Here is a 16,354-nt window from a genome sequence, read left to right as displayed (position 1 = left end):
CCCGCCGAGCTCGGCGGCGACCTTCGCCACCGCCGCCCGGACGGCGGCCTCGTCGCTGACGTCCGCGCCGACCGCGACGCCGCGCCGGCCGGCCGCCCGCACGTCCGCGAGGGTCCGCGCGCAGGCGTTCTCGTCGAGGTCGAGCACCGCAACGTCGTGGCCGTCCTCGGCCAGCCGCCGGGCGACGCTGGCCCCGATGCCCCGGGCGGCGCCGGTGACCAGCGCCACCCGCCCGGTCACCGCTCCCCCAGCTGCTGTCCGGCGGCGTCCCCCAGCAGCTGTTCGGCGGCGCGGCGGGCGAGCAGGAACTTCCGCGGCCGCCCGCTCGGCGTGGTCGGGACGTCGGCGGCGGCGAGCGGCAGCACGTGCCGGGGCACCTTGAACCGGGCCAGCCGGGCCGCACAGTACTCGACGATCTCCGCCAGATCGAGCGGGCCGGACTGTTCCACCAGGCCGGGCTGTTCGACCGGGCTGGACTGTTCGACCGGGCTGGACTGTCCGGCCGAGCCGGGCTGCTCCGCCAAGCCGGGCTGTTCGGCCGGGCCAGACTGTTCCGCCGGGCCGGACTGTTCGGCCGGGCCAGACTGTTCCGCCGGGCCGGACTGTTCGAGAGGCCCGTACGCCGCACTGGCCTTCGGGACGATCCAGGCCACCCCGACCTCGCCCATCCGCTCGTCGGGCAGCGGCACGACGTACGCCTGCGCCACGGACGGATGGCTGGTCAGGACGTCCTCGACCTCCCTGGGCATCACCTGCTCGCCGCCGCAGCGGTAGGTCTCCTTCACCCGGCCGACCAGGGTGAGGTAGCCGTCGGCGTCGATCCGGCCGAGGTCCCCGGAGCGCAGCCACCCGTCGCCGTCGGCGAACGCCTCGGCGGTCTCCGCGGGCTTGCGGTAGTAGCCGATGGTGACCCCGGGGCCGCGGGCGAGTAACTCGCCGACCTCGCCGACGGCCACCTCGGCGCGGGTCCGCGAGTCCACGACGCGGTACTCCACCAGCCGCCCGCCCAGCGCCGGGTCGCCCGCGACGCCGACGTCACGTAATCGGCCGTTGGTGAGCAGCCGTTTCTCCGGCGGGTCGTCAGGCCGGGTGACCGTGGTCGAGGCGGTGGTCTCGCTCATGCCGTAGCCCGTGGTGACCTCGATCCCGGCGCTGGTGAACGCCGTCTCGATCCGGTCCCACAGGCCGGCTGGAGGCACGCCCCCGGAGGCGAGCAGCGAGGTCAGCGAGGAGATGCCGTACGCCCGACCGGCGGCCTCGGCGGTCGCCAGCTCGTCGAGCACGGCCATGCTCATCAGGGGGATGAGCAGCCCGTCGGTGGCCCGGTGCCGCTCGATCGCGCGCAGTGTGTCCGCCGCGTCGAAGGACAGCCGCGGGGCGATCGCGCCGCCGACGAACAGCACCGAGAGCATCCCCTCGACATAGCCGAACACGTGGTACATCGGCAGCGAGAAGACGATGCGGTGGCCGTCGGCGAACGCCCGCCCGAACGCGCTGCCGTACGCCGTGCGCAGCAGCATGTCGTGGGTGAGCAGCACCCCCTTGGGCTGGCCGGTCGTCCCGGAGGTGTAGAACACGTCGGCGGGGGTGTCCGCGGCCACCCCGGTGACCGGCTCCCATCCCTCGGCGGTGGCGGCCAGTTCGTCGAAGGTGCGCGCGCCCGGGCGGCCACCGTCCGGGCTGGTCGGGAACACCACCACGGTGCGCAGCGTGGGCAGCCGTTCACCGCCGCCGGCGCGCTCCCAGCCGGGTGCCAGCTCGTCGAGCATGCCCAGGTAGTCCAGGTCACGGAACCGGTCCATGGTGATCAGGGCGACCGCGTCGGACTGGCCGAGCACGTAGCCCAGCTCGTCGCGCCGGTTGAGGAAGTTGACCGGCACGCACACCGCGCCGGCCCGCGCGATGCCGTACTTCGCCGCGACGAACTCCGGGAAGTTGGCCATCACCATCGCCACGTGGTCGCCGGGGCGCACCCCGGCCTCGACCAGGCCGCGCGCCACCCGGACCGACCACTGCCGGATCTCCTGGTAGGTCCAGCGGCGCTCGTCGGTGATCACGTAGGGCCGGTCCGGGAACTCCTCGGCGGCCGCGTCCAGCATCCGCTCGAGCCGGTGCGACGGCCACCGGGGGAAGCGCGCCTCCAACGCCGCCTGGCGCCCCGCCACCGAGGGCAGCCCCGCGGGGAGCCCCGAGAAAGGCACCGCGGAAGGCGCTGGGGAAAGCCCCGAGGAAGACGAGGAAGAAGAGGAAGAAGAAGAGGAAGACACCGTGGGGAGCAGCATGATCCGCCCCTAACAGGATCAGGATCCGGTGGTGGGGAAAGCCGGCCTGGCCTCCCGGTGGCCGTTGTGCGCCTGCCCGTCCGCGCTCGGCGCCCTGGCCACCCTGGATGCCTGGTAGGCCTCCCAGTAGGTCCGGTGATGGGAGAACGGTTCGTCCCGGTCCTCCACGGCGGCCCGCACGCCGCGCGCGCGCTGGATCCGCTCGAAGTCGGCCATGGCCGGGCCGGCGATCGCCATCGCGTCGGCGTCGTTCGCCGCCGCGATGGCGGCGGTGATGCCCATCGCGTCCCACCAGCGGTTCGTCGACTCCTTGTGCGCGTAGAGCATCTCCAGCGGCACGTGCGAGATGCGCTCGGCGTAGGTCATGGCCACCGCCTCCACCTCGTCGGCGGGCACCGCCCGGTTGGCCAGGCCCAGCTCGGCGGCCTCGACGCCGGTCATCGAGTCCCCGGTGAACAGCCACTCCTTCGTCCGGCGCATGCCCAGGTGGATCGGCCACATGCCGAAAACGTGGATCTCGCCCATGGTGCGCGCCTCGGGCTGACCGAACGTGGCGTCCTCGGCGCAGAACACGATGTCGAGCACGCCGGCCAGGTCGAGCCCGCCGGCCACGCAGGCCCCGCGCACCACGCCGATGGTGGCCTGGCGGATGCGCCACAGCCGCAGCCAGCGCTCACGGGACTCGTGGAACTCCCGGCGGGAGAAGATCGGGTTGCGCCGGTGCGGCCGGGCGTCCTCCGGCCGGGACGGCTCCCCGGTGCCCCACAGGTAGCCCCACTCGGTGAGGTCGTAGCCCGTGCAGAAGTTCTTGCCGTTGCTCCTGACCACCAGGACCCGAGTGTCGTCGTCGCTGTCGAGGTCGTCAAGCACGAGGTCGAGTTCGTCGCGCAGCTTGCGGGAGAGCGCGTTCCCCCGGTCGGGGCGGTTCAGGGTCAGGGTTGCGATCCGCCCCGACTTCTCGTAGATCAACGTCTCCAGCTTCACGGGCACCTCGGATCCACAGGCCGGTCGGAGAACGCCGCCTCACAACCCGACGAGGTTTTCAACGTGCGTTGATTCTAGGTGGCGACATCACGAGAATCAACACTATGTTGACGTGCACGGCGACCGTCGGATCGCGTCCCCGAGGAGGAGATCATCGATGACTGACGCGCGGGACGCCGCCGGCCACGCCGGTCCTGACGGCTCCGGTCCTGACCCTGACCCTGGCACTGGCGCCGGCCCTGTCAACGTCGTCGGCCATGGCAACGCCGACAGCCACGGCAACGCCGTCGGCCCCGACCACGACGTCGACGTCGTCGTGGTCGGGGCCGGGTTCGCCGGCCTGCGAGCCCTGCACACGCTGCGCGGGACGGGTCTGTCGGTCGCGGTGCTGGAGGCCGGCCCCGACATCGGCGGGGTCTGGTACTTCAACCGCTACCCCGGCGCGCGCTGCGACGTCGAAAGTTACGACTACTCCTACGCCTTCTCCCCGGAACTGGAGCAGGAGTGGCGCTGGAGCGAGCGGTACGCCACCCAGCCGGAGATCCTGCGCTACATCAACCACGTGGCCGACCGGTTCGACCTGCGCCGCGACATCCATCTCAACCAACGCATGACCAGAGCGGCCTACGACGAAGGCACCGCCCGGTGGTCGGTGCGCACCGAGAGCGGGCGGCGCTGGCAGACCCGGTTCCTGGTGATGGCCACCGGCCAGCTGTCGGTGAGCAAGCGCCCCGAACTGCCCGGCCAGGAGGCGTTCCGGGGGCGGGTGCTGCACACCGCGCACTGGCCGCACGAGGAGGTCGACTTCGCCGGCCAGCGGGTCGGGGTCATCGGCACCGGCTCCTCGGGGATGCAGCTGATCCCGGTGGTGGCCCGGCAGGCCGCGCATCTCACGGTCTTCCAGCGCACCCCGAACTTCAGCATCCCCGCCGCCAACGCGCCGATCAGCGACGAGCGGGACGCCGAGGTCAAGGCGCACTACCGGCAGCGCCGCGAGGCGGCCCGCAACTCCCCGAGCGGCCTGGGTTTCGTGCCCAACAAACAGTCCGCGCTGGACGTCGACCCCGAGCGGCGACGGACGCACTACGAGGCCGCGTGGAAGCGGCTGGGCTTCGGCTTCGTGCTGGCCTACCACGACATCCTGCTGGACGAGCGGGCCAACCAGACCGCGGCCGACTTCATCCGGGAGAAGATCGCGCAGGCGGTCCGGGATCCGGAGACCCGGGAGAAGCTGACGCCACGTGGCTTTCCCTTCGGCACCAAGCGGCCCTCGGTGGACAGCGGCTACTTCGAGACGTTCAACCGGGACAACGTCGAGCTGGTGGACATCAGCGAGCACCCCGTCGAACGGTTCACCGAGACCGGCCTGCGCACCGCCGCCGGCCACCATGAGCTGGACATCCTGGTCTTCGCCACCGGCTTCGACGCGCTGACCGGCGCGCTGCTACGACCCGAGATCATCGGCCGTGGCGGGCAGACGTTACGGCAGAAGTGGGCGGCGGGCCCGGTGACCCATCTCGGGCTCGGCACGGCCGGCTTCCCCAACATGTTCATCATCTGCGGGCCCGGCAGCCCGTCGCTGCTGAGCAACGTGCTGCTGTCCACCGAGGAGCACGTCGACTGGATCGCCGGGCTCCTCGGCTATCTGCGCGAGCACGGGCTGGCCGAGGCCGAGGCCACGCCCGAGGCCGAGCGGAAGTGGGTGGAGCACGTCAACGCCCGTGCCCAGGAAACCCTCTACCCCCGGGCCCGGTCGTACTACAACGGCGACGAGATACCCGGCAAGCCGCGGGTCTTCATGCCCTACTCCGGCGGGGTACGCGGCTACCGGCGGATTCTGCAGCGGGTGGTCGCAGGCGGCTACGACGGTTTCATGCTGCGCCCCCACCCGGACAGCCCCCACCCGGACAGCTCTCAGCCGGACGGCTTCCACCAGGATGGCTCCCAGCAGGGACATTCCCAGCAGGACAGCTTTCAGCAGGGCAGGCAGCCGGCCACGGCCGGCATCCAGACAGCCACCGACCAGGGGTGAACTCCTCGGCCTGAACTCCCTGGCCTGGTCGACCTCCCGCCGGCCCGCGCGCACCGGCTGGCCAGCCCCCTGGCCGGCACGCGCGGGCCAGCGGGAGGCTCGTCGCCGCAGGCCGGCAGGCAGCTCATCGCCGCAGGCCGGCGGGAGGCTCGTCGCCGCGGGCCGGCGGGAGGCTGTCACTCCCGTCCGGCGCGCAGTCGGCGGGCAAGCTGCTCGGTCAGCTCGCTCGCCTGCCGCATCTCCCCGTCCAGCCACCAGAACCCGTGCGCCGCACCCTGGTACACCGTGACCTCGGTCGGTACGCCGGCCGCCCGCAGCCGGTCGGCGTAGGCCAGCCCCTCGTCCCGCAGCGGGTCGAGTTCGGCGACGACGACGGTGGCCGGCGGCAGCCCGGAGAGGTCCACGGCCCGCAGCGGGGCGGCCCTCGGGTCCTCCCCGTCGGCCTCCGAGGGCAGGTAGTGGTCCCAGAACCACTCCATCTCGGCCCGGGTCATCAACGGGCCGTCGGCGTATCGCTCGTAGGAGGCGAAGGTGCTCGTCCGGGCCGGTGCCAGGCACGGGTAGAGCAGGATCTGCCGGTCGGCCCGGGGGCCGCCCCCGTCGCGCAGGCACAGGGCGGTGGCCGCGACGAGGTTGCCGCCCGCGCTGTCGCCGAGCAGCACCAGGTGCTCGGCGTCGGCCCCGACGGCCTGTGGGTTGTCCGCCAGCCAGCGCACCGCGCGCACGCAGTCCTCCAGCGGGCCGGGGAACTGGGTCTCGGGCGCCCGCCGGTACTCGACCGAGACGACGACGCAGTCGCTGGCCACCGCCAGCCGGCGGCACGGCCGGTCCGCCGGCTCGATGCCGCCCAGCACCCAGCCGCCGCCGTGCACGTACACCACGAGCGGCAGCCGGCGGGTGGGGGCGGGGTGGTACACCCGGGCCGGCAGCTGGCCGGCGGCGCCCGGCACGAGCACGTCCCGGACCTCCGCGACGGGCACCTCCGGCGCCTGCATGGCGGTCACCCGCTCCAGCACGGCCCGGGCCTGCGGCACGGTCAGCGTGTGGTAGGACGCCACCTGGGCGGCCCGCAGCCGCGCCGTCACCCGCGCGACGTCGGGGTGCGCGCCGACGAGCCAGGCCGGGGCGCCGGCGGCGGTGGTGTCGTGGGCGGCCAGGCCGCCCAGCAGCAGGTCCGCGTAGGCCTGCCCGATGCTGCGCGCGTCGGTCGCCGACTGCCGGGGGTTGAACCAGCGGTGGGTCCAGCTGACCATCCCCATGAGCCCGTTGGCCAGTATCCGGGGGTCCGCCACCGGGCGCAGGGTGCCCGCCGCGATACCGTCGCGGATGACCGCCTCGACCGCGGCTACGTAGCGGCGGTTCACCGAGCGCATCTCCGCCGCCCAGGCCTGCTGGCTCTTGGCGACGTGCGAGAGGTTCTCCTCCAGGTACAGGTACAGCAGCGGGTAGTGCTCGGCGTAGGAGACCAGCAGGCCGGTGACCAGCTTCCGCAGCTTCTCGGGAGCCGGGTCGGCGGAGTCCCGGATCTCCTCGGCGATCCCGGTGTTGCGCAGGACGACGGGCGTGACCGCCTCGTTGAGGATCTCTTCCTTGCTGGCGAAGTAGTAGTACAGCGTGGCGCGCTCGGTGCCCACCGCCTCGGCGATGTCCGCCAGGTTCGTCTGGCGGAAGCCCCGCTCCCGGAACAGCTCGATCGCCGCGTTGACGATTCCGGTACGCCGGTCGTGATAGTTCTCCCGGGCGCCCCCCACGGCCGCGGCGCGCCGGCGACCGATGGCGCTGTCGGGCAGCTCCTGCGCATGCTGATTCACATCACGAGGTTAGACCGCTGCCCCACATCCGGTCATCACTGCGTTGATGATTCTTGTCAGCACACTGTTGACATGGGTTGGAGGCCTTGCTTGGATGGACTCCCTCGCCGATAGCGAGTGTCACGGCCGCAACGGGAGCCCGGCGGCCGGGCGCGGTCGACTGTGTCGGAGGTGGGCCATGCCAAGCCCCGGGAACGAACTGGTTCGCAAGCACTGGACGAATCTGGTGGCCGCGCTCGCGCCACCGGCTGGCATTCCCGAGTACCGGGCCAGCTTCGAGGAGCTGTGCGCGACCTTCCCGGTGCCGGCGGGCACGCTGGTCGAGAAGGTCGACGCCGGCGGGATCCCAGCACTCGTGATCACCCACCCGGACGTCGACCCGGGACCGGCGGGATCGACCGTGCTGTGGACCCACAGCGGCGGCTACATCTTCGGCTCGGCCCACGGCTACCGCTCGTTCGGCGCCGCCGTGTCGCTCGCGGCCGGAGCCCGGGTGCTGATGGTCGACTACCGGCTCGCGCCCGAGCATCCCTACCCGGCTGCGCTGGACGACGCCACCGGCGCCTACCGCTGGTTACTCGCCCAGGGCACCGCGCCCGAGCGGATCGTGGTCGGTGGCGACTCCGCCGGCGGCGGGCTGGCCCTGGCCACGCTGCTGGCCCTGCGCGACGCCGGTGACCCGCTGCCGGCCGGCGGGGTCGCGGTCTCCCCGGTCGCCGACTACACGCTCTCCGGCGAGTCCATGGACACCCGCGCGCACGTCGACCCCATCGCCTCCCGCGAGACGCTCGACGGCCTCGGCGCGCTCTACCGCGGTGACGCCGCGGTGGACAACCCGTACCTCTCCCCCCTCTTCGGCGACTACTCCGGAATACCTCCGCTGCTGCTCCTGGTCGGCACCGACGAGGTACTCCATGATGACGCCGTCCGGGTCGTCGCAAAGGCGACCGCCGCCGGCGTGGACGCGCGGCTGATCGTCGGCCAGGACCAGACCCACATCTGGACGCTGTTCGCCAGCATCCTCCCCGAGGGCCAGCAGGCCGTCGACGAGATCGGCCGGTTCGTCCGCCAGGTCTCGACAAAATGAGGAGCAGAAACGAGGCGGAAACAGTATAGGAAAGGCGAGGACGAGGCCTGGGCCCTGGAACAGAAGCGAGCGCGCTCCGCGTCCGCCCGGTCAGGGCCGGCCGCCCGGTCAGGGCCCGAAGAGAATTCTCTCGTCGCCGCCGCAGAACTCCTTTGTGAGCGCGATCAGCTCGTTGGCCGCGTCCCACACGTAGTCGGCGTCGGTGGCCCGGTTTCCCTGGACGATGTAGAAGCACTCGGTGGTGTCGAGCACCACCTTGGTCTTCTCGACCTGCCGCGTCTCCATCCGGCAGATGATCTCGTCGGCGCCGTCGATGTAGCCGTACTCGCCGGCGGGGACCGGCCTGGGCTCCGTCGCGCCCAGCGGTACGAACCGCTCCGTACCGGTCGTGAGCGTGAGGCGGATGTCCCCGTCCACGGCCGTCAGGTCGTGCGCGCCAAGCGCCAGGCGGGTCCGCAGCGAGACCAGGTTGTAGATGTCGACGAGAAGACTGATCCTGGGCAACGTCCCGGTCCTGCGGATCAGGCGCAGCAGGTTCTCCGGCGACGCGACGTTCTCCCGGTTCGACCGCCCGACCGCGGTGTGCAGGTCACGGAATCCGGCGAGGACCGGATCGCTCCTGAAATCCTCGTTGGACCGAAAGCTCGGAAGACCGGCGAGGGTGTCGGCCAGCAGCGCGTCGAACCGCTCGTCGCTCTTCCTGTTGCGAAGATTTCCCATGACAAAATAGACGCCCGTCAGCCCCAGACCCAGGACCTCCTCGTCCACCTTGAATATGGTTTCCTCGTATCCCGCTCCCGTGGTGGCACTGACCAGATCAGTCTCCGCAGTGCCCATACAGGCGCTCCTTTCACGTGATATCATCAGCGGCCGGAATCGTCGTTTCCCCAGTAGAACCCCGGTAGAATAGCATGACCCGTCACCCTGAAGGAAGGACGGACAGCTGGTCGGACGCACCCTCGCTGACCTGCGCAGACACAATTTCGAGGGTCCGGTGGCCCAGTCGTACAAACACGGACCACTGGCGCCGTCGACAGCGGAAAAATGTTTCCCGAAGACGGAAGAAAACAGGAGTTTGTTGTCCCCACGTGGGTCGCTGGCGCCATCGTGCCGACTGTGGCCGCGCGCAGCCGCCGTCGTTCTGTCGAGTTCACGCACGGGCTCGACAGAACGGCGGCGGCCGTTTTCTGTGCGGTGACGGACTACCGGTCGGCGGCAGCAACCGTAAACGGGCCACCGCCACCGTGGTATTCAGGTGGTATCCAGATGGTATTCAGATGGTGCCAGGTAGCGGTCAGGCGGCGGCCTTCGCCTGTAGCTCCTGGAGGTCGCAGTAGTCGCGGTAGCTGGTGATCTTTCCGTCGTCGTTGAGTGTCAGGACACCGGCGACGGGGATGGAGACGACGAGATTGCCGTCGGCATCCTTGACGTCGTCGACCCGTTCGGTCCAGACGACGTCGCCGGTCTGCCCGATCCGCTTTATGTGGACCTGTATGGTCGCCAGGTTGTACCCGGCCCGGAACTGCTCAAGTAAGGCGATGGCCTCCGCCGGGCCGTGGGTTTCGGGGACGACGGGGGCGGCGAGCCATGGCGTTTCGGCGGTGAACGTGTCGGTGAACGAGGCGGTCAGCTCGTCGTAGCTGACACTCCAGCGCTTGAAGAAGTTCTCGACGATGGTGATGTGGCTCATTCCTGACTGGCTCCTGGTTCTCGAAGAGGGTGGTCGGTCTCCGAAGGAGAGCATTTCACGGTCGAGACGCAGATGCCCGCGTGGGAAGCGCACTCATGACGCTGGGCGTTGGGTGCGCTGGGCGTTGGGTGCGGTGAGCGCGGTGCCGTCGCCGCGGTCAAATCGCCGCGACCGGATCCGGTGTCCCGCCGGAGACGGCAGGCGGTAGACGGATACGTGGGACCGGGATTCGGCGGTGAACTCGGCCCCGCCCCAGTCGGCATGCCTGGCCTCCAGCTCGAACCCGGCCAGCTCGGCCATGAGATCGAGTTCGGCCGGCCATATGTAGCGGTGCCGGCTGCGGGTCAGCCGAGCCTGCCCGCTCCCGTCAGGTCTGACGTGGTGCGAGACGACGTGCTGGCGCAGAACGTCGTAGGTGTCCAGGGCGATGTGGTCGGGCGCGACATCCCAGACCACCGCCTGCTGGCCCGGGGGAAGCCTGCGCAGCTCGGGCACCCACAGTTCGATCACGAACCGGCTACCGGGCGTGAGATGGCGGGCGGCGTTGCGGAAGCAGGCGACCTGCTCGGCCTGGGTGAGCAGGTTGGAGATCGTGTTGTAGACGAGGTAGACGAGCGTGTACTCGCCCGGGACGACCGTGGTGGCCATGTCACCGAGAACGACCGGTATCGCCGCTTCGCCCGCCTTCGCGCGCAGGCGGTCGACCATTGGACGTGACAGTTCGATCCCGGTGACGGGCACCCCCCGCTCGGCGAGCGGGACGGCCACGCGGCCGGTGCCGATGGCGAACTCCAGCGCCCGTCCGTCGCCCGCGAGTGCGGCCAGACGGTCCACGGCCGGCCCCAGCACCTCGGGCGCGAACATGCCGATGCCCGGCGTGTCATATCGCCGGGCGGTATCGACACCCCAGATCTCCTCCTGCCGCATGCCGCCCACAATCGCCGCGGGCAAACGCGCCGTCCAATCATTTCCCCAGAAAGGCGATGGACCGAGGCCCAAGACAGCACGCTGGCCTCGTTCCGCCCGCCAGACGAAAGTAGTCATTTAATCACATTTCGTTATATTGCAAATTTGACGCTCCCTCCGTCCTTTGTGGTCGTGGACGCAGGCGTGGGCGTGATCGCAGGCGCAGGCGTGGGCGTGGGCGTGGCTGTGGGGGCAGGGGCGGTTGTGGACGCTGGGGGTGTGGGTGGGATGGGGTCGTTCCAGGGTTCGGGCACGCTGAGGTAGGTCCGGCCGGTCGGGGCGGTCCAGACCACCGCGTCGCCGTCGCCGTCGCTGTCGCTGTTGGCGTTGGCGTCGCTGTTGGTGTTGGTGCGGTGTACTGTCCATCCGCCGTCGTGTTTCGCTCGGTGGTGGCGTCGGCAGAGGGCGAGCAGGTTTGCCTCGCTGGTGGGGCCGCCGGTGCTGTGCGGCTGGATGTGGTCGAGGTCGCAGGACCGGGCGGGTTTACGGCAGCCGGGGAACCGGCAGGTCCGTTCCCGGGTGCGTATGGGTGCGTAGCAGCCGGGCCAGTTCCGGCGCGGGGAACCGGCGGCTGACCTCGATCGGCCGGTGGCCCGCGGCGGGGTCGGTCAGGATCCGCTGCCAGGTCGCGTCCGCTGCCAGGTCGTGGGCGGTGGCGGCGGGGATCGGCCCGTAGCCGGCCAGCTCGCCGGGGGTGTCACGCACGTCGGCGAGGGTGGCGGCGGAGACGAGTACCCCGACCTCGACGGAGATGTCGGTGCCGCGGTCGTGGCCGAGGAGGATGTCGATGAGGGCGTCGGCGCGGCGGGCGTCCATCCTCGCCGGCCCGTCCGGCCCGTCCATCCTCGCCGGCCCGTCCGGCCCGTCCGGCCCGTCCGGCCCGTCCGGCCCGTCCGGCCCGTCCGGCCCGTCCGGCCCGTCCGGCCCGTCCGGCCCGTCCGGCCCGTCCGGCCCGTCCGGCCCGTCCGGCCCGTCCGGCCCGTCCGGCCCGTCCGGCCCGTCCGGCCCGTCCGGCCCGTCCGGCCCGTCCGGCCCGTCCGGCCCGTCCGGCCCGTCCGGCCCGTCCGGCCCGTCCGGCCCGTCCGGCCCGTCCGGCCCGTCCGGCCCGTCCGGCCCGTCCGGCCCGTCCGGCCCGTCCGGCCCGTCCGGCCCGTCCGGCCCGTCCGGCCCGTCCGGCCCGTCCGGCCCGTCCGGCCCGTCCGGCCCGTCCGGCCCGTCCGGCCCGTCCGGCCCGTCCGGCCCGTCCGGCCCGTCCGGCCCGTCCGGCCCGTCGGCGGCGGCGCGGGCGAGGGTGTCCAGGCGCTGGTAGATGGCCTGGGCGTCGACGGCGGGTAGCAGCGCGCCCAGTTCGGTCATGCCGTTCTCGGCCGGCTGGATCCAGACCCGTTGTTCTTCGCGGGCGTGGGTGTGCCGGCGGTGGGAGCCGTCGGGATCCACCGCGAGGACGGCGCGGCGCAGGGCCTGGCGGAACAGGCTGTGGCTGCCCCGCCCGCCCCGGGCGAGGACCCGTGTCTGCACCGCGTGCGCCTGGGCGCCGGTGGCGGTGGCGGGCACGGCCGCGGTGGCCTCGGTGGCGACAGCGGCCACTGTGGAATCGAACATGTGTACGAGTATAACTCGCTATTCGGACATTTTGCCATCTAACGGCTGCTGCTCTCCCGGCTCTCCGGGTGGGCCCGCAGGCCGTCGCCAACCGGTCCGGCCAGTCAGTCCGGACGGTCAGGCGCGGACGCCGTGGGCCGCTCGTGCCGTGGGCCGCCCGCACCATGACGATCAATAACCGGTCTGCTGTCCCGTGGGCCGCCGCTTTCACGGCGTGGTGGTGGCCCGCCGCCGGGCGAAGCAGGCTGCGCCCGCCGTGCACAGGGCGAAGGCGCCACCGGCCGGGCCGGCTGTCCACGCGGGCGAGGCGAGGGAGCCCAGATCGTAGGAGATCCAGGAAATGGCGAGCCACACCCCGGCCGCCCCTGAGCAGCCGACCGCGACCGGTTCAAGCCATCCCAGGCTCGCCATCCGGCTGCGCTCCGGGGAGTGGGACGGGTCCGGGTGGCGGGACGGATGCCGGTACCGGAAGACGACCGACGACAACAGGAGTGTGACCGCGCCGAGAAGGACGATCATCGGGGCCTGTGTGGGCCCTGGAAGCGGGAGCTGATAACCGAACGTCTGCACGGCGGTGAGTACCATGCCGACCACGCCGATAGCCATCGTCTGCACCCGGGTGAACCATTCCTGCCGCTGGTACAGGGTGTCCTCCATGTCCTGGAGTTCCCCGGACCGTTGCTGCTGGCGCCGCCGGATTACCCGTTCGACGATCGTGCTGACGACGCGGGCGCGTTCCCGCGTCGCTTCGGCATAGCTGCTGTCGTCGTCGAGCTGCTCGTCGAACCAGGAGGCCAGCTCACGGTCGTCGGCGAACAGGCCGCCCGCCGCCGCGGCGGTCCACGGCAGCCGTTTCGCCATGTTCGCACGCGCGATCTCGACCGTACGGCGGATTTCCCGCAGCCGGGTCGATCCGAGGGTCAGCCCGGCGTCGTTGAGCTCGAGACGGGTCAGCCGTTGTAAACCGTCGAACAGCTCGGCGTCCGATACCTCGTCAACGTCACCGCTACCGTCACCGGTGCCGGTGCCGAGCCGGCGAAGAAGATCCGATATGACCTCGTCCGTCTCCCGGCGGATGCGACGCAGTTCCGGCTGTTCCACCGACCAGACCCGAATCTGGTAGCGGATTCTCGCGGCATGTAGAAGATAGCGGGGAAACGCGGGAAGCCGGAGACCGCCAGGGGTCCATGTCCACTCGCTCAGCGCGTCCCCGTCACCATGGGCCGCGACCGCCGCGATTCGGCGAACGGCCCGCGCGTCGGCGTCCGGGCTGCGTCGTTCGACCGCTTCCCAGACGGCGAAACCGGTCGGTACGAGCACGCCGTCGCGCCACCACGGCCCGGCGACATCGCCAGGCATCGCGGCACGCACCGCCGCGGCGAGCTCCCGGCTCATCCCGCCGAGGCCTGTCCCGCCGGCGGTGTCGCCGGGGGGCACGCAGCCAGGGGATGCATGGTGGACGTCGGCGGGTATCCGATGGGACTGTGCCAGGTACAGCCGGGCCTCGCCGAACAGGAAATCTTCCGTGTCGGACAGGGAATCCGCGGAGCCGGCCACGATCCGCGACCACCGACGGTCCAGATCCGCCCAGGACACCGGATTCGCCGGATCCAGGACCAGTGAAAGGCAGAAGGTGTCGCGCTCGCGACGGAAAATTGCCTGGATGACGCCATCGCCAGCCGCCTCGCAGGCGGCGATCGGGCCTTCCGTCAGCAGGTCCGGATCGATGGGAGGAGCGGTGGGAAGGGTTGCCGTGATCTCCTTGTGCATAGCCAGTTCGCCTGTGCATGCTGACCAGATGCGTCGCAGTTCGCGGTAGGCGCCAATACCGGTTGTCCCCTCGGCGGGGGCGAACAGGTGAACGACCAGCTCATGATCGGTCAGAGCTGGGAGGTCATTCATCGTCGGCTGGTTGCTCGCCGCTCGGATCACGCACGCGATGCTTCAGCTCGCCGATTCTTTCCCGAGTGTATTCGTCGACGGGCTCCTCGAGTGGCCGGTCCTGGAGTTTTTTCGCCAGCACCGGACCGGGGGCAGGCAGGCTTTGAACGGCGCTGCGCACCTTTTCGAGGTCGAGGTCACCGGATGCGAGTCTCTCCCTGATATCGGCGATCGCCGACCGTACCTGCTCCCAGCCAGCCGATGGCAGCTTCTGGGCCAGCAGGTTGTCGAGTGCCTGCCGGATCTGGTCCCGAATTCGATCATCACTGGACGTTTCCCCCATATGCCCATACTTACTCCTGTTACGACTGGACTGACAACAAGGATCGTTGGCCCTGACGCGTGACCGTGGCCGGCCGCCGGCCAAGCTGCACGGCTCCAGCCCTCTGGGCGACGTGACCGAGCCCTCTGGACGACGTGACCGGGGGCTGGCCGAGGATGCTGCCGGATGGTCGAGCGGCCGTGGAACGATCGGGCTGCCGCTCCCGCCACGCCGCATGAGGAGCAGCCGACTGGATATCGATCGTAGTCATGCGGCGTCGTCCGATTCGGCTGCGTACGACCATGCCGCGGTATGTCGTATGCATGTCGTTACGATCGCGTTATGACGTATGGGGGGTCGGGGGAAAACCCCGGAGATGATCAGTATGCGGCGCGGCCCTGGCCGGACTGGGACACGGCGGATACGGCGGCGCTGGCCCGCTACGTGAATCCCGCGTCCTTCGATGACCTCGGAGTACCGGGCGGGCTCGCCTTCAACGAAACGAATCCCGATCTCGTGGAGGCAGCCGGCCGCGAGGTGGTCCGAGATGCCTATAACGTGCTTGCCGCGATGAGGCTGCGCTATGGCTTCGACGCCTGGAGCGGCCTGCACGCAGGCTGGCAGCGCATCCGCTATCCGGCCCGTGTCCGCCGGGAGAAGGGCACCTGCCTCGATCTCGTGCTCATGCTCGCGGGGCTGCTGCTACGGGCGCAGGTCCGGCCGGTCGTCGCGCTGCTCGCCTGGGGACAGGCCAGGCACGCCGTTCTTCTGGCCGACGTCAGGAGACCGCTGGACAAGAGCCACCTGCGCCAGAGCGCAGATTTCCGGAATATCGTCCGGCCCCGTTCCGGGGCGGAGGACGGGGTGCTGGAGTTGCGGCCCGGGGCCCGGCTGCCGGCATGGCTCATACCGGTGGACGTGGTGAGAGTGGCTATCGAGCACGACGATGAGCAGCCGGCGCCTTTCGACGAGGCGGTCCACGGTGGACACGACGAGCTCGGCAAGGGATATGAGACGACGCTGCTGCTGGATATTCCGTCGTCACCACATGCGCGTAACCCGCTCGGTAAGCCCCAGGACGCGCAGAGTCCGGCCATCTACGCGCGGCTGCCGGTGCTGGAGCAGGCCCCTTCGGACTATGCCAGCCGGGCGGGCGTCCGGGAAGACCTCGAGCGCGGTCAGGGACGCATTGTGCTGTGCGGGGAACAGGGTATGGGGAAATCCCTGCTGGCCTACGAGCGGGCTCGCGGCGCCGACGCCGGGTACGGGTGGTTTCTGAACGCGAGTGACCGGCTGTCGCTGCGCGCCGAACTGGCCCGGGCGGAGCTGGAGCAGATGTCGCGTGTCGGCCCTGTGACGGACGACGCCGACCATGAGCCGTACGCCCTGGCGGCGCTGCGGCGGCTGGAGGACAGCGACGCGCCCTGGGTTGTCGTCATCGACAACGCCGACGGGCCTCCGGAGAAGATCCGGGATTTTCTGCCGCGGACCGTCAAGCCCGGCCAGACACTGATCGTGACGACCACGAACACGGCTTGGGGCACCTTCTTCCCGGGGGTCGAGCCGATCGTCGTCGAGCCGCTGAAGTCCACGGACATGGCCGATCTGCCGGAGCGGCTCCGGCGGGTGACCCAGGGCAGGCCGCTGATCTACGAGGCGCTGCGGCGGCTGGAGGCAGCCGGCGCCTGGCAGCCGCT

13 protein-coding genes (1 of these 13 only partly in view) are annotated in these 16,354 nt (G+C 70.8%); 2 read left to right on the top strand and 11 right to left on the bottom strand.

What is annotated here, in order from left to right:
• The 3 genes from FrCorBMG51_RS34480 to FrCorBMG51_RS05340 all read right to left on the bottom strand — a co-directional run.
• Window positions 1-228, bottom strand: partial view of an SDR family NAD(P)-dependent oxidoreductase gene (locus FrCorBMG51_RS34480; RefSeq protein WP_476742112.1) — the 5' portion only. 117 nt of this gene lie to the left of the window's left edge; 228 of the gene's 345 nt are visible here — the first part of the coding sequence; the start codon lies at window positions 226-228; the stop codon falls past the left edge of the window.
• 8 nt (window positions 229-236) lie between these two features.
• Window positions 237-2,201: an AMP-binding protein gene (locus FrCorBMG51_RS05345; protein ID WP_235433331.1), complete on the bottom strand. Its 1,965-nt coding sequence runs from the start codon at window positions 2,199-2,201 to the stop codon at window positions 237-239.
• Window positions 2,202-2,300: 99 nt separating this feature from the next.
• Complete coding sequence (locus tag FrCorBMG51_RS05340) at window positions 2,301-3,272, bottom strand: enoyl-CoA hydratase-related protein (RefSeq protein WP_052914341.1); 972 nt, start codon at window positions 3,270-3,272, stop codon at window positions 2,301-2,303.
• A gap of 151 nt (window positions 3,273-3,423) precedes the next feature.
• Between FrCorBMG51_RS05340 and FrCorBMG51_RS05335 the strand changes: the two genes are divergently transcribed.
• On the top strand, window positions 3,424-5,298 hold the full coding sequence (locus FrCorBMG51_RS05335; protein WP_083731324.1) for a flavin-containing monooxygenase: 1,875 nt from the start codon (window positions 3,424-3,426) through the stop codon (window positions 5,296-5,298).
• Between the two features lie 176 nt (window positions 5,299-5,474).
• On the opposite strand, the gene FrCorBMG51_RS24720 is transcribed toward FrCorBMG51_RS05335, so the two are convergent.
• Window positions 5,475-7,109, bottom strand: a complete 1,635-nt coding sequence (locus FrCorBMG51_RS24720; RefSeq protein ID WP_052914340.1) for an alpha/beta hydrolase fold domain-containing protein — start codon at window positions 7,107-7,109, stop codon at window positions 5,475-5,477.
• Between the two features lie 178 nt (window positions 7,110-7,287).
• On the opposite strand from FrCorBMG51_RS24720, the gene FrCorBMG51_RS05320 reads away from it, so the two are divergent.
• Window positions 7,288-8,196 (top strand): alpha/beta hydrolase, encoded by a 909-nt coding sequence (locus FrCorBMG51_RS05320; protein ID WP_052914339.1) that lies wholly within the window; start codon window positions 7,288-7,290, stop codon window positions 8,194-8,196.
• A 108-nt stretch (window positions 8,197-8,304) separates the two neighbouring features.
• Here FrCorBMG51_RS05320 and FrCorBMG51_RS05315 read toward each other — a convergent pair whose 3' ends face one another.
• From FrCorBMG51_RS05315 to FrCorBMG51_RS05290, 7 genes are all read right to left on the bottom strand, one after another.
• Window positions 8,305-9,033 (bottom strand): B3/B4 domain-containing protein, encoded by a 729-nt coding sequence (locus tag FrCorBMG51_RS05315; protein WP_052914337.1) that lies wholly within the window; start codon window positions 9,031-9,033, stop codon window positions 8,305-8,307.
• Window positions 9,034-9,490: 457 nt separating this feature from the next.
• A complete protein-coding gene (locus FrCorBMG51_RS24715; RefSeq protein ID WP_052914336.1) occupies window positions 9,491-9,886 on the bottom strand; it encodes a limonene-1,2-epoxide hydrolase family protein in 396 nt (131 codons plus the stop codon).
• 93 nt (window positions 9,887-9,979) lie between these two features.
• Complete coding sequence (locus FrCorBMG51_RS05305; RefSeq protein ID WP_086055263.1) at window positions 9,980-10,813, bottom strand: class I SAM-dependent methyltransferase; 834 nt, start codon at window positions 10,811-10,813, stop codon at window positions 9,980-9,982.
• Between the two features lie 131 nt (window positions 10,814-10,944).
• Window positions 10,945-11,307: an HNH endonuclease gene (locus FrCorBMG51_RS33545; protein WP_420848580.1), complete on the bottom strand. Its 363-nt coding sequence runs from the start codon at window positions 11,305-11,307 to the stop codon at window positions 10,945-10,947.
• A 28-nt stretch (window positions 11,308-11,335) separates the two neighbouring features.
• Window positions 11,336-12,454 carry a DUF222 domain-containing protein gene (locus tag FrCorBMG51_RS29340; protein ID WP_052914335.1) on the bottom strand — a complete coding sequence of 373 codons (1,119 nt, stop codon included), beginning with the start codon at window positions 12,452-12,454 and terminating at the stop codon, window positions 11,336-11,338.
• 207 nt (window positions 12,455-12,661) lie between these two features.
• Window positions 12,662-14,356 (bottom strand): CATRA conflict system CASPASE/TPR repeat-associated protein, encoded by a 1,695-nt coding sequence (locus FrCorBMG51_RS05295; protein WP_047221969.1) that lies wholly within the window; start codon window positions 14,354-14,356, stop codon window positions 12,662-12,664.
• Entirely contained in the window at window positions 14,349-14,678 is a 330-nt protein-coding gene (locus tag FrCorBMG51_RS05290) for a CATRA system-associated protein (protein ID WP_047221968.1), read from the bottom strand. The genes FrCorBMG51_RS05295 and FrCorBMG51_RS05290 overlap by 8 nt, the downstream gene beginning before the upstream one ends.
• Window positions 14,679-16,354: the final 1,676 nt, after the last annotated feature.

The organism is Protofrankia coriariae (assembly GCF_001017755.1).
Lineage (GTDB): Bacteria > Actinomycetota > Actinomycetes > Frankiales > Frankiaceae > Protofrankia > Protofrankia coriariae.
The sequence above is the reverse complement of the archived record's forward strand: the minus strand, read 5'-3'. Positions and strand labels throughout refer to the sequence as shown.

What these genes read in the sequence shown, in the direction of transcription:
- FrCorBMG51_RS05335 (WP_083731324.1), top strand. Translation starts at nt 3,424, where the DNA reads ATGACTGACGCGCGGGACGCCGCCGGCCACGCCGGTCCTGACGGCTCC.
- FrCorBMG51_RS05320 (WP_052914339.1), top strand. Translation starts at nt 7,288, where the DNA reads ATGCCAAGCCCCGGGAACGAACTGGTTCGCAAGCACTGGACGAATCTG.
- FrCorBMG51_RS05315 (WP_052914337.1), bottom strand. Translation starts at nt 9,033, where the DNA reads ATGGGCACTGCGGAGACTGATCTGGTCAGTGCCACCACGGGAGCGGGA.
- FrCorBMG51_RS24715 (WP_052914336.1), bottom strand. Translation starts at nt 9,886, where the DNA reads ATGAGCCACATCACCATCGTCGAGAACTTCTTCAAGCGCTGGAGTGTC.
- FrCorBMG51_RS05305 (WP_086055263.1), bottom strand. Translation starts at nt 10,813, where the DNA reads ATGCGGCAGGAGGAGATCTGGGGTGTCGATACCGCCCGGCGATATGAC.
- FrCorBMG51_RS29340 (WP_052914335.1), bottom strand. Translation starts at nt 12,454, where the DNA reads ATGTTCGATTCCACAGTGGCCGCTGTCGCCACCGAGGCCACCGCGGCC.
- FrCorBMG51_RS05295 (WP_047221969.1), bottom strand. Translation starts at nt 14,356, where the DNA reads ATGAATGACCTCCCAGCTCTGACCGATCATGAGCTGGTCGTTCACCTG.
- FrCorBMG51_RS05290 (WP_047221968.1), bottom strand. Translation starts at nt 14,678, where the DNA reads ATGGGGGAAACGTCCAGTGATGATCGAATTCGGGACCAGATCCGGCAG.